At 66.0% G+C, this 265-nt stretch carries 1 protein-coding gene; it reads right to left on the reverse strand.

All coding sequences use genetic code 11. The features are described 5' to 3' along the window. Nucleotides 1-265: acyltransferase domain-containing protein (locus IF54_RS0139205; protein WP_234439183.1), on the reverse strand; the 265-nt coding region annotated here is incomplete at both ends.

Raw genomic sequence — 265 nt, forward strand, 5'->3', positions numbered from 1 at the left:
CGACTGCGCCAACCGGAACAACGCCACCTCAACCGCGAACAGAGCCGGCTGCGTGAACTCCGTACGGTTCAACACCCCCGAGCCCGCATCGTCGAAGACGACCTCCTTCAACGGCCGCGGCAGATGCCCATCCAGCTCCGCCACCACCGCATCAAAAGCCTCCGCGAACACCGGATAAGCCGCATACAACTCCCGGCCCATACCGACCCGCTGAGCCCCCTGACCGGTGAACAACACCGCCAGACGACCACCCCCCACCACCGGC

This window comes from Streptomyces sp. NRRL B-3229 (assembly GCF_000719505.1).
In the GTDB taxonomy this organism is placed as follows: Bacteria; Actinomycetota; Actinomycetes; order Streptomycetales; family Streptomycetaceae; genus Streptomyces; species Streptomyces griseorubiginosus.